The sequence below is a fragment of the Flavobacterium sp. genome (genome assembly GCF_035299245.1).
In the GTDB taxonomy this organism is placed as follows: domain Bacteria; phylum Bacteroidota; class Bacteroidia; order Flavobacteriales; family Flavobacteriaceae; genus Flavobacterium.
The window spans coordinates 91,324-110,125 of record NZ_DATGWY010000001.1; the positions used below are offsets into that span (position 1 = coordinate 91,324).

21 protein-coding genes are annotated in these 18,802 nt (G+C 35.1%); 15 read left to right on the top strand and 6 right to left on the bottom strand.

Annotated features, from left to right (window positions below):
• The first annotated feature begins 2 nt into the window (after window positions 1-2).
• From VK161_RS00355 to VK161_RS00380, 6 genes are read left to right on the top strand one after another with little or no spacing between them, the layout of a single operon-like run.
• The gene (locus tag VK161_RS00355; protein WP_324212751.1) at window positions 3-1,133 is read left to right on the top strand and encodes a hypothetical protein; all 1,131 of its coding nucleotides are present in this window, start codon (window positions 3-5) and stop codon (window positions 1,131-1,133) included.
• Entirely contained in the window at window positions 1,133-1,879 is a 747-nt protein-coding gene (locus VK161_RS00360; RefSeq protein WP_324212752.1) for a glycosyltransferase family 2 protein, read from the top strand. Before VK161_RS00355 ends, VK161_RS00360 begins: the two co-directional genes overlap by 1 nt.
• The gene (locus VK161_RS00365; protein WP_324212753.1) at window positions 1,876-3,432 is read left to right on the top strand and encodes a glycosyltransferase family 87 protein; all 1,557 of its coding nucleotides are present in this window, start codon (window positions 1,876-1,878) and stop codon (window positions 3,430-3,432) included. Before VK161_RS00360 ends, VK161_RS00365 begins: the two co-directional genes overlap by 4 nt.
• Entirely contained in the window at window positions 3,429-5,261 is a 1,833-nt protein-coding gene (locus tag VK161_RS00370; RefSeq protein WP_324212754.1) for an FkbM family methyltransferase, read from the top strand. Before VK161_RS00365 ends, VK161_RS00370 begins: the two co-directional genes overlap by 4 nt.
• Window positions 5,251-6,774 carry a radical SAM protein gene (locus VK161_RS00375; RefSeq protein WP_324212755.1) on the top strand — a complete coding sequence of 508 codons (1,524 nt, stop codon included), beginning with the start codon at window positions 5,251-5,253 and terminating at the stop codon, window positions 6,772-6,774. The genes VK161_RS00370 and VK161_RS00375 overlap by 11 nt, the downstream gene beginning before the upstream one ends.
• Window positions 6,775-6,781: 7 nt before the next feature.
• Window positions 6,782-7,444 carry a methyltransferase gene (locus VK161_RS00380; RefSeq protein ID WP_324212756.1) on the top strand — a complete coding sequence of 221 codons (663 nt, stop codon included), beginning with the start codon at window positions 6,782-6,784 and terminating at the stop codon, window positions 7,442-7,444.
• Here VK161_RS00380 and VK161_RS00385 read toward each other — a convergent pair.
• Window positions 7,425-8,450: a LacI family DNA-binding transcriptional regulator gene (locus VK161_RS00385; protein WP_324212757.1), complete on the bottom strand. Its 1,026-nt coding sequence runs from the start codon at window positions 8,448-8,450 to the stop codon at window positions 7,425-7,427. The two genes, VK161_RS00380 and VK161_RS00385, sit on opposite strands and share 20 nt — an antisense overlap.
• A 339-nt stretch (window positions 8,451-8,789) precedes the next feature.
• Between VK161_RS00385 and rplM the strand changes: the two genes are divergently transcribed.
• The 4 genes from rplM (at window position 8,790) to tsf (ending at window position 11,588) form a co-directional block, all read left to right on the top strand.
• Window positions 8,790-9,245 carry a 50S ribosomal protein L13 gene (rplM, locus tag VK161_RS00390; protein ID WP_324212758.1) on the top strand — a complete coding sequence of 152 codons (456 nt, stop codon included), beginning with the start codon at window positions 8,790-8,792 and terminating at the stop codon, window positions 9,243-9,245.
• A complete protein-coding gene (gene rpsI / locus VK161_RS00395) occupies window positions 9,245-9,631 on the top strand; it encodes a 30S ribosomal protein S9 (protein WP_324212759.1) in 387 nt (128 codons plus the stop codon). Before rplM ends, rpsI begins: the two co-directional genes overlap by 1 nt.
• A gap of 198 nt (window positions 9,632-9,829) precedes the next feature.
• Window positions 9,830-10,633 carry a 30S ribosomal protein S2 gene (gene rpsB, locus VK161_RS00400; protein ID WP_324212760.1) on the top strand — a complete coding sequence of 268 codons (804 nt, stop codon included), beginning with the start codon at window positions 9,830-9,832 and terminating at the stop codon, window positions 10,631-10,633.
• Between the two features lie 130 nt (window positions 10,634-10,763).
• Entirely contained in the window at window positions 10,764-11,588 is an 825-nt protein-coding gene (gene tsf / locus VK161_RS00405; RefSeq protein ID WP_324212761.1) for a translation elongation factor Ts, read from the top strand.
• Window positions 11,589-11,833: 245 nt separating this feature from the next.
• Here the strand turns inward: tsf and VK161_RS00410 are convergent, their stop codons facing one another.
• On the bottom strand, window positions 11,834-13,162 hold the full coding sequence (locus VK161_RS00410) for a hypothetical protein (protein WP_324212762.1): 1,329 nt from the start codon (window positions 13,160-13,162) through the stop codon (window positions 11,834-11,836).
• Window positions 13,163-13,197: 35 nt separating this feature from the next.
• Between VK161_RS00410 and VK161_RS00415 the strand changes: the two genes are divergently transcribed.
• The 3 genes from VK161_RS00415 to VK161_RS00425 all read left to right on the top strand — a co-directional run bounded on the left by VK161_RS00415 (window position 13,198) and on the right by VK161_RS00425 (window position 14,806).
• Complete coding sequence (locus VK161_RS00415; protein WP_324212763.1) at window positions 13,198-13,338, top strand: hypothetical protein; 141 nt, start codon at window positions 13,198-13,200, stop codon at window positions 13,336-13,338.
• Window positions 13,339-13,602: 264 nt separating this feature from the next.
• On the top strand, window positions 13,603-14,253 hold the full coding sequence (locus VK161_RS00420) for a queuosine precursor transporter (protein ID WP_324212764.1): 651 nt from the start codon (window positions 13,603-13,605) through the stop codon (window positions 14,251-14,253).
• Entirely contained in the window at window positions 14,243-14,806 is a 564-nt protein-coding gene (locus VK161_RS00425) for a DNA-3-methyladenine glycosylase I (protein ID WP_324212765.1), read from the top strand. Before VK161_RS00420 ends, VK161_RS00425 begins: the two co-directional genes overlap by 11 nt.
• A 14-nt stretch (window positions 14,807-14,820) precedes the next feature.
• Here the strand turns inward: VK161_RS00425 and aat are convergent, their stop codons facing one another.
• The 3 genes from aat to VK161_RS00440 all read right to left on the bottom strand — a co-directional run bounded on the left by aat (window position 14,821) and on the right by VK161_RS00440 (window position 16,874).
• On the bottom strand, window positions 14,821-15,462 hold the full coding sequence (gene aat / locus VK161_RS00430) for a leucyl/phenylalanyl-tRNA--protein transferase (RefSeq protein ID WP_324212766.1): 642 nt from the start codon (window positions 15,460-15,462) through the stop codon (window positions 14,821-14,823).
• 146 nt (window positions 15,463-15,608) lie between these two features.
• Complete coding sequence (locus tag VK161_RS00435; protein WP_324212767.1) at window positions 15,609-15,986, bottom strand: DUF3127 domain-containing protein; 378 nt, start codon at window positions 15,984-15,986, stop codon at window positions 15,609-15,611.
• A 12-nt stretch (window positions 15,987-15,998) separates the two neighbouring features.
• Complete coding sequence (locus tag VK161_RS00440; RefSeq protein ID WP_324212768.1) at window positions 15,999-16,874, bottom strand: flavin reductase family protein; 876 nt, start codon at window positions 16,872-16,874, stop codon at window positions 15,999-16,001.
• A 310-nt stretch (window positions 16,875-17,184) separates the two neighbouring features.
• Between VK161_RS00440 and VK161_RS00445 the strand changes: the two genes are divergently transcribed.
• Both VK161_RS00445 and VK161_RS00450 read left to right on the top strand, forming a co-directional pair.
• Window positions 17,185-18,051, top strand: a complete 867-nt coding sequence (locus VK161_RS00445; protein ID WP_324212769.1) for a pseudouridine synthase — start codon at window positions 17,185-17,187, stop codon at window positions 18,049-18,051.
• A gap of 6 nt (window positions 18,052-18,057) precedes the next feature.
• Window positions 18,058-18,420 (top strand): nuclear transport factor 2 family protein, encoded by a 363-nt coding sequence (locus tag VK161_RS00450; RefSeq protein WP_324212770.1) that lies wholly within the window; start codon window positions 18,058-18,060, stop codon window positions 18,418-18,420.
• Between the two features lie 54 nt (window positions 18,421-18,474).
• Here VK161_RS00450 and VK161_RS00455 read toward each other — a convergent pair.
• Window positions 18,475-18,802: type IX secretion system membrane protein PorP/SprF (locus VK161_RS00455; RefSeq protein WP_324212771.1), on the bottom strand; the 328-nt coding region annotated here is incomplete at its 5' end.

Below are 18,802 nucleotides of genomic sequence, written 5' to 3' on the forward strand. Positions count from 1 at the left end.
GCATGAAAAAACTGATGATTTATATTTTTCTTTTCTTTTTATGGTCGTGTGAAAACCACAGCACCGAGGATTTGATTGCTATTCCAACGGTTGAAGATTCGTCGCTGACATTGAAATGGAATAAAGCCTATCCCGACGATTCGATTGATAAATCGATAGTTGGTTTGAAATGGGCGTTATCCTATATTGGTGCCGAATTGCCTGTCAACGAAGTTGGAATTTCCTATCAAAACAATCTAATTTCAATTGACTTGAATAAATTGGGTTTGAGTTCAAATGCAAAAGAAAAGTTAGCTGTTTTACATTCAAAAATTGTTGCTTCAGAAGAATACCAAACACAACAAGCTGTCGATTTAGGTAGGTACATTGTTTTATTAATTGGTGCTTCCGAACATTATTATGAATTGGTTGGAACGCCTTCTACTTTATCAGAATTATTGGGTAATTATACCTTACTCCCACAAAAAGGATACGTGAATAACTCCAGTGTTTCGTTGGAGCATCGCATCATTGAATTTTCGGAACAAAACGGATTGAATCAAGTGTTTCTGTCGAAAGAAGTCAATCCAGTTACGGGAGAAATTTACGAATATGAAACCATCGAGTTGTTGCCTAACGGACAATTGCGTTTCGGGATTTTTGACGTCAATGGCAACCGAAAAAACGCTGCCGATCCATCGCATTCAAACGCCGGAAAACCGGCAAAGTGCATGTGGTGTCATGAGTCGACCATCAATCAATTATTCACTCCACAAAATAATTATTCAGGTTATTTAACGGCGACCGAATTACAAAATACACTCATCAATTACCGTGAATCTCATCGAGACTTAAAATTACAATTGACCAATGGCGTTGACTTTTCGCAAACCCAACAACATACTTTAACTGAATTACTCTATATTTCGTTTATGGAACCTTCGGCAGAACGATTGAGTTTGGAGTGGAATTTACCTTTGACACAAGTACAAAATTTACTTTCGAGTTTGCCGACACATCAATATTCTGAATTTCCTTTCTTGGGAAATTTATACTATAGAAATGACATTGAAACCCTTGCTCCATTTGATGGTTTAGCGGTTTCGAGTAGTGTCAGAGAAGTATCAATCACTGAAGTAAATCACTTGGATTAATGTTGAACAATCAAAAAATAATCGTCGTTCTTCCTGCTTACAATGCAGCCAAAACACTAGAGAAAACGGTGAATGAAATTCCGTTAGACTTAGTTGACGATATTATTTTAACCGACGATTACAGCAACGACAATACTATTGAAATTGCTCAAAAACTGGGAATTCAACACATTATCGTTCACGATACCAACAAAGGTTACGGCGCCAATCAGAAATCGTGTTATCAAAAGGCATTCGAATTGAACGCTGACATCATTATTATGTTGCATCCTGATTATCAGTATACTCCAAAATTAATTCCGGCTATGTGTTCACTGGTTGCCAATGATTTGTACGATGTGGTTTTGGGTTCGCGCATTTTGAGCAAAGGTGCTTTGAAAGGCGGAATGCCATTGTACAAATACATTTCCAATCGAATACTGACTTTGATTCAGAATATTTTGATGAATCAAAAACTGTCGGAATACCATACCGGATATCGCTGTTTTAAGGCAACTTTTTTGAAGCAAATTGATTTTGAAAACTATTCGGATGATTTTGTATTTGACAACGAAATTTTAGCGCAATTGTGTTACAAAAAAGCACGTATTGGCGAAATATCGTGTCCGGCGAAGTACTTTGAAGAAGCGTCGTCGATTAATTTTAGTAGAAGTATTCGTTATGGTTTGGGTGTTTTACGAGTTTCAATTTCTTACTTTTTGCAAAAGACTAAATTGTTTCGATTTTCATTATTTAAAAAATTATGAGGAAACTAATTCGACAACATTATGGCTTGATTGCTATTGCTTTGTTTTGTGCTTTTTGCCTTTTCAAAGCGATGAATTTTCCTGTTCATGATTTTGCAAATTACTATTTTGGTGGACAATTTTTAGTTAATGGACAATTCAATTCGAATACTTACTTTCCGTATCTTTTTAATAAACAAATTGCCGATTTGGGTTACAGCGGAATTTTTGCCAGTTATGCACCCAATACGCCTTTCTTGGCTTTACTTTTTACTCCATTTTCACTTTTATCGTTAGCTGCATCGAAATTAGTTTTTAACATCATTAGTGTGTCTGTTTTTTTGATTAGCTTATATCGATTGACGCGGTTTTACAAGATAAAATCGATTTACATTGTATTCATTCCGTTGTTGTTTTTTGTTCCGATAAAAAACGAATTGCTGTTTGGGCAAGTCTATTTTGTACTGTTTTTTTTCTTAACCGAATTTTGGCTGGCCTATCAAAAAGAACGATTATTAAAGTCGGCTTTTTTTCTGAGTTTGGCTATTCTATTGAAAGTATTTCCTGTTGTATTGCTATTGATTTTTCTCTTCAAAAAAGAATTCAAACTATTGCTCTACACTTTTGGTATTTGTTTTTTGTTAATTGGAATTTCAACGCTATTTACTGGTTTTGATGTTTGGTTGTTTTGGTTAAATTCGGTTCTACCCAGAGCTTCCAACGGCGAAATTGCTACAGCTTATGTGGACAATTACCAATCGGTTTTTATGTTTTTGAAACGACTTTTAGTAGCCAATCCGATTGAAAATTTGAATGCTATTTATCATTCGCCTTTACTTTTTAAAGCACTCATTTTCGCTTATAAAATCAAACTCATTGTTATCGGCTATTTTGTTACGAAGCGAATTTCCAATTCACTTTTTGTGTTTTCGTTTTGGATCATGGTTTCGATTTTACTTTCACCATACGGAAGTACATACACATTTATTTTGCTGATTTTTATCTACTTCAACATCATTAAGTCTGAAATTTCAACCAATAAAAAATGGATGTTTTTCGGACTATTGCTGTACATCAACTCGGTTCCTATTTCCTATTTATTGCATCAACCTTTTCCAGTTTCTTATTTAAGATTGTTGACTTTATTGTTACTTTTTATTGGAATAGTAGTTCCATTTTATCAGAAAATAAATTGGAAAATAGTAACTGTTTTGTCTTTGGTCGCGCTGATGATTCCTTTGTTTTTAGAAGAAAAAAACAACGCTAATTCTACCTCATTTTTAATGAAACAATCGCCCATTTTAATTTATGATTACCAAATAAAAAATAAAGAATTGACCTATTACTATTGGAATGAAAAAGGAGAAAATCAAAGAAAATTAAAGCTATGCAAGTATAACGTTGTTGAATTACCAATAAAAAACAACCAGATTTTTTACAACAATCAACAACTCACTTTTGACAAAAGCAATAAGCTAAAACCCATTTTGATTAATGGTGAGATTGTGGTTTTTTTAAGCGATTATAACAAAGGAATTGGATTTTATTCACTCCAAAAAATAGCACTCAATTGACAACCAAAAACCTACATAGAATCGGATTTATATCGTCTAATGCTGTACGTCAAATTTTGGTTTCTGCCATTGGAGTTGTAATTCCGTTTATGGTCATTCAACATTCGTCAAAAGAAGTTTGGGGCGAATTTGTATCGTTGTTGTTGTATTCTTTGCTGGTAACACAAATCATCAACTGGGGAAATAAGGAGTATTTGTTGCGGAAATTCAGTGAAACTCCACGCACAATTAAAACCGATTTTTCTTCTATTTTAATCACCCGTTTTCCTTTAGTTCTACTTTTTTCACTAATTGGATTCTTCCTTTTTAAAATGGAGTTCGGACTCTATTTAGCCTTTTGGATTTTAGGACGATTTTTAATTCATTCGTATGAAGTGTTAGTGGTGTATGAGAAAAAATTTAACGCTTCATTAGCCATTGAATTGGTTTGTTTCTTGGCTTTTGCTATTGTTTTTTACAGCTTATCATCTGCATTAAATTTAAATCAGTTATTAATTTTATACAGTCTTTATCAATTCACTAAAGGGATTTGTTTTTTGCTCCTTTTTAAAAATATTTTCTCTTTTGATGCACGTTTCAACTTCAATTATTATAAAGCCAGCCTTTGGTTCTTCTTATTGTCGGTTTTAGGCTTTTTAGCATCAAAAATTGACGTCTACATTATTGAACAATTTGACAATAAAATTGTTACTTCCGATTACCAAATCATTAATGGGTTATTGGTTTTTATCATGTCAATCAGTGCTTTTATTTATGCTCCATTTACCAAAAACATATACAGAAACACAGACTTTACCATTCAAAAAACCAAAAAAACTCTAGTGTTATTCGGACTCATAATAGTTCCTATTTCACTGCTTTTTGTTTTTGGAATTATTCGCTATTTCTTAAAGTTAGAGTTCACTTTTTGGTTTTATGTTGTTGCCTTTTTTTATGCTTTTCCGTCGTATGCATATGGAATAGAAATTGTTCGGTTATTCAAACAAAATAGAGAAAAAAAGGTTGTTGTGATTCTTTTTTTGGGCGTGTTAATTAATTCAATTGTCACGTATTACCTTCTTTTTTCGGGTTATGGAATTCAAGAAATTCTATTCGGAAGCGCATTAGTGCAAGTACTTATTTTAGTTCTATTCGTGTATTCGGCAACACTAAAAAATTATCTTACGTTTAAAAAACAAAAAACATTTTATGCAAGGTTAATTCCGGCAACTGCTTTGTGTTTTGATGTTGGAGCCAATATCGGAACTAAAAGTAAATTGTTTCTTTCTCTCGGAGCCAAAGTAATTGCTTTTGAACCTCAATCTTCTTGCGAAATCTTCTTGTCAAAAATTAAAAAAAATAATTCAAATTTTGAGTTTGAATCGATAGCAATTGGAGATCAAAACAAATCAATTGAACTCAATTTAGCCAATCATAGTGAAGTAGCAACACTATCCGAAGAATTCATTTCGTTTTATTCCAACGAAAAAATTTACTGGAATAAAAAAGAAACTGTTACCATGCAAACACTCAACTCTGCAATTGAAAAACACGGTATTCCATTTTTTTGTAAAATTGATACCGAAGGTTATGAGTTAAATATCTTATCTTCGTTACGGTATTCAATTCCGATTATTGAATTTGAATTTACTGAAGCTTTTTACGAAAACACATTAAAAATCATCGATTTACTAGCTTCTGAAAAAACCACTTTTAATTTTATTTTAAACGAGCATTTGGAGTTTAAACTACAAGAGTGGGTTTCTTCGGAAGAATTAAAAAGTACAATTGCCGCCTTACCAAGAAAAAAGTTACACGGAAACATCTTCATTAAGACAAATGAAAGCTAACAAAATCATCCTTTTCAATCCGCGCAGTGCCAATGGCAAACACCGCATTCCGAACTCCATTCTGCAAGTCGGCGCTTCCATACATGGTCAATTCGAGTATGTTTTTGTGGATGGAAATTTGGAAGAAAATCCGTGGAGTATCATTTCAACCTATTTGCAATCAGGCGAATTTAAATACTTTGGTTGTACCGTAATGCCCGGACCACAATTGCGTCAGGCGATTCCGTTTACCAAAAAAATTAAAGAGCAATTTCCTCAAATAATTACCGTTTGGGGCGGTTATTTTGCTTCGAATCAATACAAAGTTTCTCTGAATTCGGGTTATGTTGATTATGTGATTAACGGTCCAGGCGACAACACGTTTCCCGAGTTAATTCAAACCATAGAAAAGAACAATCTCGACCACTTATCTTCCATCAAAAATCTGATTTTTAGAAATGAAAAAGGCGAAATGGTAAAAACAGCCGTCGAAGCCTTACTCGATCAAGACACATTACCTATGTTTCCTTATGAGTATTTGAATTCGTTTTATCCCGTACAAAACTATTTGGCCAAAACCTTTATGGGAAACAAAACCTTGTCATACCATTCGAGTATGGGTTGCCCGTTTTCGTGTTCGTTTTGCGCTGTAGTTCCGATATACAATGCCAAATGGAAAGGCATGTCGGCCAGTCGAATTTATGAAGATGTAAAGTATTTCAAGGAAAAGTACAACATTGACGCGGTCGAATTTCACGATAATAATTTCTTTACTTCCAAAAAAAGAGTGTTGGAGTTTTCAGAGTTAATCCTGAATGATAACATTAGTTATTGGGGTGAAGGCCGAATTGATACTATTAATTTGTATTCGGACGACGAACTCAAATTGATGCGAAAAGCGGGTTGCAAAATGATATTTTTGGGCGCCGAAACGGGTAACGATGCTGTATTGAAACAAATGAACAAAGGCGGAACCCAAACCGGACAAATGATTAAAGATTTTGTACTGCGAATGAAAAACGCCGATATTATTCCGGAACTCTCATTTGTACTAGGAATGCCTGCTCCAACGGAAAAAGAAGTGTACGATCAGATTTTGTGGGACATTAATTTTATTAAAGAAATCAAAACCATCAATCCAGATGCCGAGATTATCATTTATTTATTCAGTCCGGTTCCAACTGAGGGTTCGGAGTTGTACCAACAAATTCTCAATGCTGGATTTTCATTCCCAACCCAATTGGAAGATTGGATTTCTCCGAGTTGGGAGAATTTCGACTTGCGGAAAAATCCGCTCACGCCTTGGTTAAAACCGTACATGATTGACACTATAAAGAATTTTGAAACCGTGCTGAATGGTTATTATCCAACGGTTTCCGATTTTAGAATTAGAGGCTACAAAAAACAATTGTTACGACTGACTTCTGGAATTCGATATAAAACAGGTTTCTATCATTTTCCATACGAAATCAAAGCGTTACACAAATTGTGGAAATACAGACAACCCGAAATCGAGGGTTTTTATTCTGAGTGATGGATCGATGAGAAACTTTATCAAAAAAATAACGCACCCATTTTTAAAATTTGGATTAAAACTGTACTATCTCAAACCGAGAACATTTTGCTATGATGGCATTTGTGTCAAAGTGCATCCTGATGTTTTTCCTCCGCATTTAACATTGAGTACAACTGTACTTTTGGATTTTATAAAAGAAAAAGAGTTGAACAACAAAACCTTTCTAGAATTAGGTTGTGGCAGTGGAATCATTTCACTATTTGCTGCCAAAAAAGGAGCTAACGTTACAGCAACCGACATCAATACAACTGCTCTAGAATTTTTATCTGAAAACGCTAAAAAGAACAATCAAAAATTAGAAATATTCAAATCGGATTTGTTTCAATCACTACCCAATAGAACATTTGACTGCATACTAATTAATCCGCCGTACTATCCAAAAAATCCAAAAACTATCAAAGAACAAGCGTGGTTTTGCGGGGAACATTTTGAGTATTTTGAAGCTTTATTTCCGCAATTAAAAAATTACCTTATTCCGTCTAACGAAACGTTCATGATACTTTCGGAAGATTGTGAATTGGAAAAAATAAAAGCGATTGCCTCAAAAAGTGACATCGCTTTTACTTTGGTATTGGAGAAAAAAGTAGTTGGTGAGAAAAACTACATTTTTACTGTAACTTCTTCGTAGAATCACGCTGACGTAACTCTGTTTTTATCACTGTAGTTCTGTGCGTGTATACTTCTTCTTTGCTTTCTAATTTTTCAATCAGCATTTTGGTCGCTACTTCGCCAATTTCGGGTCCGTGTTGACTTACCGTAGACAAACTTGGCGTCATTCGGCGCGACCAAACTCCATCAGCAAAACCAATTAAGGATAGCTCTTGCGGAATTTTATACCCATTCTGTATCCCGAGTTTCATGGCTGTAACCGAAGCGTGTTCGTCAAGAGCAAAAACACCATCGGGTTTATTTTTGATGAAGAAACCACCAATTTTATCGTTAAAATCTTCTGAATTCTCGGTTAGAATCACCAATGAATCGTCGACTTTTACATTGTGTTTTTTCATGGCTTCATAAAAACCTTGAGCTCTTAATTTTCCTACACTCAAATTATCGATAGAAGATAATAAAGCTATTTTTTTACAGCCTGTTTTCAACAAATGTTCAGTAGCATTTACGGCCGAATCCAAATCGTCAACAATAACTTTATCGCAATTGATTTCATCGGCAATTCGATCAAACATCACAATGGGCGTTCCATCATTAATAATCGATTTAAAATGACCAAACTGCTGCAACTTCTGTGCTTCTTCCGAAATGGATAAAATAAAGCCATCAATGGTTCCGTTACTCAACATTTCGAGCATGTTGATTTCCTTTTCCAACGATTCATTGGAAATACACGTAATTACTTTATAGCCTTTTTCGTCGGCCACTTTTTCAATTCCGGTAAATACCTTGGCAAAAAACGAATTCAAAATATTCGGAATAATCACACCAATAGTGCGCGTAGAACGATTCTTCAAATTCAAACCAATACTGTTGGGCTTGTAATTTTTCAGTTTCGCGTATTCCTGAATTTTAATTTTGGTAGGTTCGCTGATTTCCGGACTGTCGTTCAACGCTTTCGAAACAGTAGAAACGGAAACTCCGAGTTCTTTGGCAATTTGTTTTAACGTGGCTTTCGATTTCATAACTCTATATATAAGGTGTAAATTTATAGAATTTATTTTTAGAAGCGAAAGGCTTGGGCATTTTTGTTTTCCATTTTCCTGCCGCTTTTCCAAAACTTTTATTGTTCATCAACTAAAACGGTCACTAAAAACAAATCGGTACACAATAAAAGGTTTTTCCCTTGCGTCAGGGCTAGAGAATGAACTTTAGGCAGCTAACAAAAGAAATCTATTGTACTATCTTCCAAAATAATAGCTTTCACAAAAATAAATCAAAAATGCAGTTTGCATATATAATATTTATTTGTACTTTTGCACTCCCGTAATTGGGAATGGAATGTTTAATTAAAATAAATTATTGTGAACACATTAAGCTACAAGACAGTTTCAGCAAACAAAGCTACTGCAGACAAGCAGTGGATTGTTGTAGATGCTGAAGGTCATAACTTAGGTCGTTTTGCTTCAAAAGTGGCGATGCTTTTAAGAGGTAAATACAAACCAAGTTATACACCGCACGTTGATTGTGGAGATAACGTAATTGTTATCAACGCAGAAAAAATCAACCTAACTGGTAACAAGTTAGATGACAAAACGTACATCAGACACACAGGTTATCCAGGAGGACAAAGAAGCTTGACTGCTAAAGTAATGCAACAAAAAAACCCTGCATTATTAGTAGAAAAGGCTGTAAAAGGAATGTTGCCTAAAAATAAATTAGGTGCTGAATTATTCCGCAATTTGAATGTAAATGTTGGTTCTGAGCACAAACATGGCGCTCAACAACCAAAAACCGTTAACCTTAACGACTTAAAGTAATGGGAGTTATTCACAAAATCGGTAGAAGAAAATGTGCAGTTGCACGTGTGTACGTTACTGAAGGTACAGGAAAAATCACTGTAAACAAAAGAGAATTTAACAACTACTTTCCAACAGCTACTTTACAGTACAAAGTAATGCAACCGTTAGAAATGACAGAAAATGCATCCAACTTTGACGTAAAAGTAAATGTATATGGTGGTGGTTCAACAGGTCAAGCAGAAGCTGTAAGAATGGCTATTGCTAGAGCAATGTGTGAAGTGGAAGCTGAAAACAGAGCTATCCTTAAACCAGAAGGATTACTAACAAGAGATCCTAGAATGGTAGAACGTAAAAAATTCGGTCAGAAAAAAGCACGTAAGAGATTCCAATTCTCGAAACGTTAATATTCGATTCATTTCAGAATATTTTTTTCAAACCATTTTTACAATTAAAATAGAATTTAAAACAAAGTTGTCGATATTCCTTGTGAAAAGGGAATTAGTTTAGCATCTAAATGAAGCCAACAGCAGGCCAAAGCTTAAAGCTGACAGCTGACCGCTAATTGGAACATTGCTATAACACGGAACGTAAACTATTACACAATGGCAAACAAAATTGAAGTTAAAGAGTTATTAGAAGCTGGTGTTCATTTCGGACACATGACTCGCAAATGGGATCCAAACATGGCTCCTTACATTTATATGGAGCGTAATGGTATTCACATCATTAACCTGTATAAAACAGCAGCAAAAATTGAAGAAGCTAACGAAGCTTTGAAAAAAATCGCTGCTTCTGGTAGAAAAATACTTTTCGTAGCTACCAAAAAACAAGCAAAAGACATCGTAGCTGAAAAAGCTGCAGCATGCAACATGCCCTACATCACTGAAAGATGGCCAGGTGGTATGTTAACTAACTTCGTTACTATCAGAAAAGCGGTTAAAAAAATGGCTTCTATTGATAGAATGAAAAAAGACGGAACATTCATGACACTTTCTAAAAAAGAAAGATTACAAGTTGATCGTCTTCGTGCAAAATTAGAGAAGAACTTAGGTTCTATCGCTGACATGTCTAGAATACCTGCTGCTTTATTCGTAGTAGATATTAAAGCTGAACACATCGCAGTAAAAGAAGCACAAAAATTAAACATTCCAGTTTTCGCAATGGTTGATACTAACTCTGATCCACGTGAAGTAGATTACGTTATCCCAGCCAATGATGATGCTTCAAAATCAATTGAGAAAATTTTATCTTTAGTTACAGACGCTGTAAAAGACGGATTAGCCAACAGAACTTCTGACAAAGAAGAGGATGCTCCTGAAGTAGAAGTAGAAGATGTAGTAGAAGCTCCAGTTGCAGAAGTTGCTGCTCCTGAGGTAGAAGCTACTGAAACTGAAACTGAAGAATAACAAAAATCAAAGATTGAAAGATTCAAAGATTTAAAGATTACTTCACACAAGAAGCATTCTTTATTAACTGAATTTTTCAATCTTTACTCTTTTAAATTATTAAATATTTTAATCTTTAAATAAAAAAACAATGGCAACAATTACTGCTGCAGACGTAAATAAATTAAGAACCATCACAGGTGCAGGAATGATGGACTGCAAAAAAGCATTAGTAGAATCAGACGGTGATTTTGATTTAGCTATCGAAAACCTTAGAAAAAAAGGTCAAAAAGTAGCTGCTAACCGTTCGGACAGAGAATCTACAGAAGGTGCTGCTATCGCTGCTGTAAATGCTGATAAAACAGAAGGTGTAGTTATTACATTAAACTGTGAAACGGATTTCGTTGGTAAAAACGAAGGTTTCGTAAAATTGGCAACTGATTTAGCAAACCAAGCATTAAACTATGCTACTAAAGAAGAATTATTGGCTTCAGATTTCAATGGAATTACTGTTGCTGAGAAATTAATCGAGCAAACAGGTGTAATCGGAGAAAAAATCGAAATCGGTTCTTTCGAAAGATTATCAGGTGCTTTCGTGGGTTCTTACATTCACGCAGGTAACAAAATCGCTACTTTAGTATCATTATCGGCTAACGTTGCTGGTGGTGAAGAAGCTTCAAGAAACGTAGCAATGCAAGCGGCTGCAATGTCTCCAATCGCTTTAGACGAAAACGGAGTTGACGCTGACACTATTGCTAAAGAAATTGAAATCGCTAAAGATCAATTACGTCAAGAAGGAAAACCAGAAGCTATGTTAGATAACATCGCTAAAGGAAAATTAAACCGTTTCTTTAAAGACAACACTTTGGTGAATCAAGATTATATTAAAGACAGCTCAATGAGTGTTTCTGCTTACATTAAATCAGTTGATGCTGGTTTAACAGTAACTGGTTTCAGAAGAGTAGCTTTAGGATAATAAGAAGTCCGAAGTACAAACTTATACTACAAAAACCTCGTTTCGTTTGAAACGAGGTTTTTTTTATAGTCTTTGTTCAAGAATTTTTGTCTAAATACTTATTCACTTTCTTATAAAGTTTAATTAAATAATAAGCGACTACAACTAAAAGTACTAAAACAAAAGTCTGCCATAAAAAAAGGCCAATACTAAAGTGATTTATAATTTTTTCCATATAGAATTGAATAAAACGAATTAATTTAATTTTAGTTTATAACAACAGCTGAAATTATTTCACCTGTCAATTTATTGATTTTAATTTGGAAATGTTTGTTTTCGTGATAAATAGTTCCAACTCCTTCAAAGAAAACTTTGATAGAGGATACACCATAAACATCAACCGTTACAACATTATTGGCAACCGTCACACTAAAGTCAGACTGCTCCCAATCCACAAAAACTGTAACACCAAATAATTCAGAAGTTACATTTTCTACAGAATAAGGAGCTGTCATGTGCTGTTTAACATTAACTTTAACTCCATTGTACGGTGCTCCAATCCAAAACTTAGTCGAAGCAATTTTTTGAGTCAACTGCTGATCGTATTCAAAATCACTTCCTTCATTATTTTGATTTTCTAAAAAATTTTTAAATTCACCTATAGAACCTAAAACTAAAGCATTATCTTGATTAATAGTATCATCAAACACAAAAGTTCCTCCTCTATAAGAAATCAAATTAATCATGCTCAAAATCAAATCTCTACTCTCTTGTGACGCCTCATTCTGTTCCAAATAAGTTACCATTTGAGGATTCTCTGCTATAACATTGTACTGTTCTTCTGTTAAACTGTATAAAAAATAAAGAACATTAAGATTGTCTGTCAATGAAGTGCCACCACCTACTATTGAAGAACCTAAAAAAGAACTTGGCGGAGCCAAATAACTGTAATTAGGAGTGCCAGAACACACTATATAAGTCACAATTTCATAATATCCATCATTAATTGCTCCACCTTCACACGGAACTCCTGGAGCATGTTCTCCTCCGTTGGTACAATTGTGTTGAATAATCTCAACCGTATTATAACAGTTGATTCCGTTTGCTATTGGCTGTGGATTAGAATCGATGAAATCTGCCTGAGACCGTACTTCTTGATTAACATCTAAAATCTGTAGCCTACCACTAAAATTTTCAACGTCTAAAGTTGTGATTTCAGTATCGGGAATGTATTTAGAAAAACCTGCTTCTTCCAGTGAGCCTTCTTTTTTAATTACAAAAAATAGAAAATACGGCTTTTCTTCTGAATAACTATTTAAAAGAAGTGAATAGGTTGAATATCCATTTTCTTTTGTCAACTTTTCAAATAACATCTCAAAAGCGCTTTTGCTTTCTGCCAATCCAATTTGTTGCTTAATATTAGTGTTGATGAAATTCTCCAGCATCGGATTATCAACTTCATCTATCACTTGATCTACAGTAATTCGTTCTGAACTGACTTTGTCTTGCCGAATTGATTTATCGTATAATTCTTTCTCACAACTAATTAAAGAAAAAAACAACAAAAAAACTAATGTTTTAAATACACTTCTCATAAATATTATAATTTTTAATTAATCACAATCTTAAAATGTCGTCCCTTACATATCTTTTAAGATTGTTTGCAAATGTTGATTTAGTCATTCATTTGTTGCGCAATCAACTTACAACTACAACAAACGTTACTGTCAGAGAAATCAGAAAACACTTCTCTACTCATTTTGGGGTGTAAACCCAATTTATACATTGAACTATTTTGTTTGATTATTGTAAAATTATACCATCATTACATCTTTTTGATACACAAAAAGTGTACATCTTAATTTATTTTCACAAAAGACGTTTCCTCATTAGCCCCGATTGAGGTGATAGCTCGTATCCCGATTTTTTTCGGGATACGACTAAAGCCGAAAGCGGGAAAGACGATTACAAAAAAAGCCCAAGCCTTTCGCTTCTAAAAATAAAATACTAACTTTGAATCATTAGGTACTAGCAAATGTTCAAATCGAGAAAAGACACCGTTTACGTTATTTTAGCCGGAATTTTTATTACCAACGCGATAGTTGCAGAACTCATTGGCGGAAAACTCATTGATGTGGGTTCGGCCGTAATGAGTATCGGTATTTTACCTTGGCCAATTGTGTTCATCACTACCGATTTAATCAACGAATATTTTGGCGAAAAAGGCGTAAAAAAACTTTCATTAATTACCGCAGGATTGATTGCGTATACTTTTTTTGTATTGTTTTTTGCGATGAAAATCCCGTCTACTGGTATCAGTTCAGTCACGACAGAACAATTCAGTGCTGTTTTTGGACAAAGTCAGTTGATTATTGTGGGAAGTATTGCGGCTTTTTTGGCTTCGCAGCTCATTGACGTTACCATTTTTCATTTTGTAAAAAAACGAACTGGAAATAAAATGATTTGGTTGCGAAGCACGGGTTCGACAGTAATTTCTCAGTTTTTTGACAGTTTTATTGTACTGGGAATTGCGTTTTATTTACCCGGAATTATGGATTTTAAAACCTACGTTATTTCTGGTTTTACTGGTTACACCGTCAAATTAATCATTGCTGTTGTAATGACACCTATGATTTATTTAGGTCATTATTTAATAGAAAAATACATTGCAAAAGATGGAAACTAAACACCGTTGTGCTTGGTGCGAAAAAGACGATTTGTACCGCAATTACCACGATACCGAATGGGGAAAACCTGTTTACGACGACCAACTATTATTCGAATTTTTGATTTTAGAGACGTTTCAAGCGGGCTTGAGTTGGTACACGATTTTGGCCAAGAGAAATAATTTTAGAAAAGCATTTGCTAATTTCGATTATAAAAAAGTAGCTAAGTACGAGGAAAGTAAAATTCAAGAATTGATGTTAGATGCTGGCATCATTAGAAATCAACTCAAAATCAGAGCTGCTGTTTCCAATGCAATTGCTTTTATGGAAGTCCAAAAAGAGTTTGGTAGTTTCTCTAACTATATTTGGAAATTCACCGACGGAAAACCCATCGACAACGAACCCAAAACCTTACGAGATGTTCCCGCTTCTACTCCACTTTCGGATGCCATTAGTAAAGATTTAAAGAAACGCGGATTTAAATTTGTGGGAACTACGGTAGTCTATGCTCACATGCAAGCCACCGGAATGGTGAACGATCATGTGGTGGATTGTTGGACTAGGAATCAGTAAGCAGAAGGCAGATTTTAAACAGCAGATTTTAATATTTGCATGAATAGTTCCCGCGGAATTTCAAAAGCGCCCAAACTTTCTAAATGATCATTGTGTACTTGGCAATCAAGTAGCTTGTAATTATTATCTCTCAAGTATTCCACCAATTTTACAAAAGCTACTTTACTCGCATTGGGAACTTTGGCAAACATACTTTCGCCGCAAAAAATATGTCCTAAATCAGTGCCATACAATCCGCCAACCAACTCACCATTTTGCCATACTTCAAACGATTTGGCTTTTCCCAAACGATGTAATTCGGTGTACGCTTTGATGATGTCTTCGGAAATCCAAGTGCCGTCTTGGTTTCTTCTTTCGACCGTTTGGCAATTTCTGATTACCGCTTCAAAATCGTTGTTAATAGTAACTTCAAAAATATTTCTATTAATGATGTTTCGCAAACTCTTAGCGGGTTTGTAATCGTGCGGATTCACCACCATTCGATACGGTGGCGCCCACCATAAAATAGGCTCATCGGCATCGTACCACGGAAAAATACCATTGTCGTACGCCAATAACAGTCGCTCAATAGACAAATCGCCACCCACGGCCAAAACGCCTTCGTAGGAAGCTTCTTCAACAGGTGGAAAATAAAGTTCTTTAGTTAGGAAATACATTTTTTAGAAAATAGAGGAAAGACCGTTTCACTGATAGAAGAAAGACAACTTCGCTAAAAGAAGAAAGACCGTTGCACTGAAAAAAGAAGAGTAAGAAATCTTGCTTCTTTCAGCATAGCGGTCTTGCAGCGAAGCGGTCCTGCTTCTTAAAAAGGTAAATCGTCGTGTTCTTCTTCTTTAAAATCAGTTGCTGGAGCAAACGCTTCAGCTGCTGGCATTGGAGGCATTTGTTGAGCTGCTGGAGCTTCTGCTTGCAGTTTTTCAATTCTCCAACCTTGAATAGAGTTAAAATATTTGGTTTCACCTTGCGGATTCACCCATTCTCTACCTCTTAAATTGATCGAAACTTTTACTGCTTCGCCCACGTTATAATTGTTCAACAAATCACATTTATCTTGAGTAAACTCAATCATAATGTGTTGTGGATATTGCTCATCAGTAGTTACTACTAATTCTCTTTTTTTAAATGAAGCACTCACTTGTTGCTCTGCATTAATCACTTTTACTTTTCCTGAAACTTCCATAATCTAACGAATTTATTTTTTGGCTAATAGTACTTTCCACGCGGTTAGCACCTCATTTTTATCTAAATACTCTTTGGCTAATTGGTGTTTTTTGAGTTCATCATCAGCACTTAAAACACCTTTCACTTCAAAATTTTGTTTGACAAATATACTAATTTCTTCTTCGGTTGGCAAGGCTTCCACATTTCCTAATTTGCCCAAATCATTCCCGTTAAAAACAGTACTTTCTTTTACAAAACTCGGAATCGCATCGACTCCGATTCCTAAAGTCACTAACGGTTTTTCGACTTCAAAAAGACCTTGATTGGAACGCGAATACCAATTGCCACCCAAACGCGATACCAAATCAATCTTTACTGGATCAATATGTCCTTCCGCATCCAAAACAGTTTCGTTAATGTGCATTTTTACAACTTCGCAAATAATCATATTTCCAGCGCCACCTTCGGTTCCGAGCGGAATAATTTGGTTGACTTTGCATTCAAATTGTACCGGACTTTCAGCTACACGATACGGTTTTACTTTTTCTGATAGAATCGGAGTCAAACCCGATTTTGTAAATTCGTTCACACCATCCGGATATTCGGTACTTGACAATGACATTTGCTGAACAATGTCAAAATTCACCACATTGATTACCACTTCACGAGTCGCTTCACAATTGATTAAAGTGTGTTTTATGGTGTTATTTCGAACTCTTCGCGCAGGTGAAAAAACCAAAATCGGCGGATTCGAACTGAAAATATTAAAGAAACTAAACGGCGATAAATTGGGTTTCCCGTTAGCATCCATAGTGCTCGCAAACGCAATCGGACGCGGCGCAATCGCACTTTGCAAATACGCCTGTAACTTCATCGGCGACAGTTCTTTTGGGTCGAGTGTCAACATACAAATTCTTTTCTACAAAGATAGCAAATGCAATGGCAATGACAATTTCAAAAATCAATTTCAATTTTTTTAAAATGAATAAGAATTAGAAGCAGACAACTCGTTTTCATCAGAACTCTTGTCCCGCTTTCGGCTTTATCTTTTTTAATTGCTCTGGGTTTAAACCCAGAGTAATTAAAAAAGGATACCGCCTCAATCGGGGCTAGAATACAGCAATTTTGCTACTAATCACCATTGTTGCCCAACCATCATCCAAATCGATTCGGGTACGTACCATTAAAATCAGTATCTTTGCCAAAAATTTTGAGTAATGAGTAACGACAATCGTAGTAAAAGAAACAGCAAACCCAGCGGAGATAAAAAGAAAAGTACAACCAGTTCAAAACCTCCAATGCAAAAACGTTCGCAAAAACCGCGACCAAAATCGGCTACCAAACCGACTCAAAACGTATCCAAACCGATTAAGTCAGACGATATTCGTTTGAATAAATACATTTCCAATTCGGGAGTTTGTTCGCGTCGCGATGCTGATATTTACATCCAATCAGGTAATGTAAAAGTCAACGGCGAAGTCATCACCGAAATGGGCTACAAGGTAAAACCTGGCGATGTGGTTAACTTTGATGGTAAAACATTAATTCCAGAAAAGAAAGAATACATCTTATTGAACAAACCTAAAAATTTCACTACTTCCAATGAAGATGAAATTGATCATAGAAATGTATTAGAATTGGTTCGTGGCGCCACCAAAGCCAACATTCAACCGATTGGAAGAATGGATAAAAATACTACTGGTTTATTAGTGTTTACCAATGATACAGACATGATTCGTAAGTTCAGTTTACCGAATCAGAAGTCCCCAAAAATCTACCAAGTTTCGTTAGATAGAAACTTAAAGTTTGAAGATTTAGAGAAAATTTCGGGTGGAGTAACTTTGGATGGACATCGCTTGTACATAGACGAAATCAGTTACATCGAAGACCAACCCAAAACTGAAATTGGGTTGAAATTAAGAACTCCCAACGTAAAAGTAGTTCGTGCTATTTTTGAAAGTTTCAATTATAATGTACTTAAAATTGATCGCGTTGCTTTTGCAGGTTTAACTAAGAAAAACCTACCACGTGGTAACTGGAGATTCTTAACCGAACAAGAAATCATCAACATGAAAAATATTTAATTAAGTATGAGTCCAGAGAAAAACTTATCTATTGCTCATGCTTGGTTTGAAGCTTTTAATTCGCACAATTTAGAAAAACTATTGTCATTATACGATGACGATGCTATGCATTTTAGTCCGAAACTAAAAATCAAACATCCAGAAACTAATGGCTATGTAACAGGGAAAGAAGCCTTGCGAACTTGGTGGCAAGAAGCTTTTGATACAATTCCGTCATTAAATTATAAAGTTACCTCTTTAACATCCAATCCTGATCGAGTTTTTATGGAATACATAAGGATGGTAACCGGCGAAAGTGATATGTTAGTTGCCGAAGTATTAGAAATAAAGGAAAACAAAATAATAGCATCGCGTGTGTATCACGGATAAATAAAAAAGTCCCGAGATTATCGGGACTTTTTTATTTTGACCATTTATTTCTTATTAATTCACTGCCGGACAGTTACAGTGGTATTTCTCTGGTTTGCAGAACAAGTTGATTCCAAGTGTAATGTTGTGGAATCCTCCGTTGTCAAACTTCACATTGCCGCCTAAATGAGAATACGTGTAAGCCAACATAAACTGATTGTAGTTCAAGCCCAATATCGGTGAAAAATACTGTAATTTCTGTGTCTGTATCGCGTTGCCTTCAACATACTGTGCGCCGTCCAAACTTCTTCTATACGAAAATCCTCCCCATACTTTCCCAAACTCTAAATTCTTATAGGCCTTAATGTTCAAATCAACCATCGATTCCTTAGTCTGACTGATG